Below are 2,291 nucleotides of genomic sequence, written 5' to 3' on the forward strand. Positions count from 1 at the left end.
CGGAGACGCGAGCCGAGTTGCCGCCCGGTCCCATGCAATTGCCGAGTACGACGTCGCCGAGGACGACGTCGCCGAGCGAGCCATCGCCGAGGGTGCCATCGCCGAGCACCGCGTTCCCGAGGGTGCCATCGCCGAGCGCGACCTTGCCGAGCGCGGCCATCCCGTCCTCGAGGTTCGCCCTCAGCACCGGTGCCGCCAACTGGTCGACGGTGAGCGTGGCGAGCCCCCGCCCGCGTGTGCCGATGGGGGTGCGCCTGGCGGCCACGATCACGGCTTCACTTGGCAACGTGATCAACCTCCCCTGCGAGCACGCGGCGCACGATCTCCGTGCGCGCCGGCTTGCCCGTGACGGTGCGCGGCAGTTCTGCGACCTCGAACCAGCGGCGCGGGATGTGCGCGGGCGCGAGGGTCAGAGCGGCGAGCCGCCGCAATTCGGTCGATGAGGGCAGCGGATGCGCGGCCTCCGGCTCGACGACAGCCGACACGAGCGCTCCGACTCCCTCAGCCGGATATCCGAAGACAACGGCGTCGGCGACCCCGGCGATTCCGCGCAGCGCCGCTTCCACCTCGGCCGGAATGACCGTGGCAGCCGCGGTGAGGATGGCGTCGTCCGCCCGGCCTCGCAGCTCAAGACGGCCGTCCACCCACTCCGCGCGGTCGCCGACCGTGGCCCAGCCCGCCTCGTCCCGCCGGAAGGGTCCGCCGGGCGACAGGGAGTGGGACGCCAAATATGGCGAAGAGACCCAGAGTTCGCCGTCACGCAGAGCAACCTCGACGCCGGGGAAGCCGCGCAGGCCGTCGCCCGCATCCGCCGCCACGAACGAGAGCTCAGCGGCCCCGTAGTAAGAGACGACGCGGATCCCGAGGTCCTCCGCCCGGCGACGGAGTCGCGGATCGAGGTCGGCGCCGCCGACGAGTGCCGCGCGCAGGCGGGGTCCGCCTCCTGCTTCGACGATGGAGCGCAGAGCGCTCGGCGTGCCATGGAAGACGGTCGCGTCCGCAAGATCTGAGGCCGACACCGTGTGTCCACGCGGCAGGACGAGGGAGAATCCGGCAGCGAAGGCGTGCGCGACCGAGAAGAGGCTGAGCGAGGAGGCGGCAGGCGCCGGAAGATAGACGGAGTCCTCAGGGGTCAGCTCGAGCAGGCCGGTGATCGCCGCGAACGAGGCCGCCCACGAGGCGGCCTCGCGCAGCAGGATGCGCGGCGCACCGGTGCTGCCCGATGTCATGGTCGCCCACGCCTGCCCGGGTTGCGGACCCGCTTCGGCTGCGACCCGGCGCACGTTCGCACTGTGCTCGGCACTCCAGCGGTCGTCGCCCACGAGCGGGATGCCGCCGCGCTCGCGGATTGCGAGGGCGGCGACGATCCGCTCGACCGGGTCGCCGTCGAGCACCGGGCAGACCCGCTCGGGGAGAACCGGTGTTCGAGAGTTCGCCACCGCCGCGACGAGCTCCGGATGCGTCAGCAGGGTCACGGAACGCGCGGCCCCGCCTCGCGCTCGCCGGCGGGGGCCGAGACGGAGTCGGTTGCCGCCGTCGCGGGAGCGGCCAGCGCGGGTGCCGCCGGCGCGGGTGCCGCCGGCGCGGGTGCCGTCTCGATGGCGGCCGTGCGACCCGCGAACCGGAACGCCCGCGGATACGCCCGAACCAGCGTGAGGGTGATCGCCGTCGCGATGACCGACTTGATCAGATCGCCCGGCAGGAAGGCCGTGCTCAGAACTGTGGTCTCGGTGATCGGAAGCCGGGTCACGAAAGCCTGGACCGGGATCCCGAAGGCGTAGACCACGAGGACGCCACCGACCAGCACGCCCACGAAAGTGCGCACCAGAGAGGGCTTGCGGCCGCCGGCGTGGACGATCGCACCGATGACGAGCGCCCCGAAGATCCAGCCGATCAGGTAGCCGGCCGAAGGCCCGGCAAACGCGGCGATCCCGCCACGGCCTCCCGAGAGTAACGGCAGGCCGAGGGCGACGAGGGCGAGGAAGACGACCATCGAGAGCGCTCCGCGCCACGGCCCGAGAACGGCTCCGGCCAGCATCACGCCCAAAGTCTGGGCGGTGATCGGAACACCGCCGAAGACGGAGATCCCGCCGGGCAGGCCGAGGACGGCGACGATGGCGGCGAATACCGCGATCCTGGCGATATCGGTGGCGTCGAGGCGGAGGCGGGTACGCATGGGGATCCTGTCGGTCGATGGCATGAACGGCGTTCACCTGAACACTGTTCACCTGAACTGCGTTCACTATACTTGCGACATGGCCGGATCGGAAAGCGCGAACTCCAGATATGTG

General features: G+C 71.4%; 2 protein-coding genes and 1 pseudogene. All 3 read right to left on the minus strand.

The features are described from left to right. Positions 1–286, minus strand: a pseudogene (locus VIG76_RS09560) (hypothetical protein); the annotation flags it as partial. Continuing rightward, on the minus strand, positions 276–1,322 hold the full coding sequence (locus VIG76_RS09565; RefSeq protein ID WP_331953541.1) for an ANL family adenylate-forming protein: 1,047 nt from the start codon (positions 1,320–1,322) through the stop codon (positions 276–278). The gene VIG76_RS09565 and the pseudogene VIG76_RS09560, both read right to left, overlap by 11 nt. Positions 1,323–1,471: 149 nt before the next feature. Beyond that, entirely contained in the window at positions 1,472–2,176 is a 705-nt protein-coding gene (locus VIG76_RS09570; RefSeq protein WP_331953543.1) for a biotin transporter BioY, read from the minus strand. Positions 2,177–2,291: the final 115 nt, after the last annotated feature.

The sequence above is a fragment of the Amnibacterium sp. genome, from assembly GCF_036559085.1.
Taxonomy (GTDB): domain Bacteria; phylum Actinomycetota; class Actinomycetes; order Actinomycetales; family Microbacteriaceae; genus Amnibacterium.

Excerpts from the sequence above, each read along its gene's own strand:
- VIG76_RS09570 (WP_331953543.1), bottom strand. The coding sequence starts at position 2,176 with ATGCGTACCCGCCTCCGCCTCGACGCCACCGATATCGCCAGGATCGCG.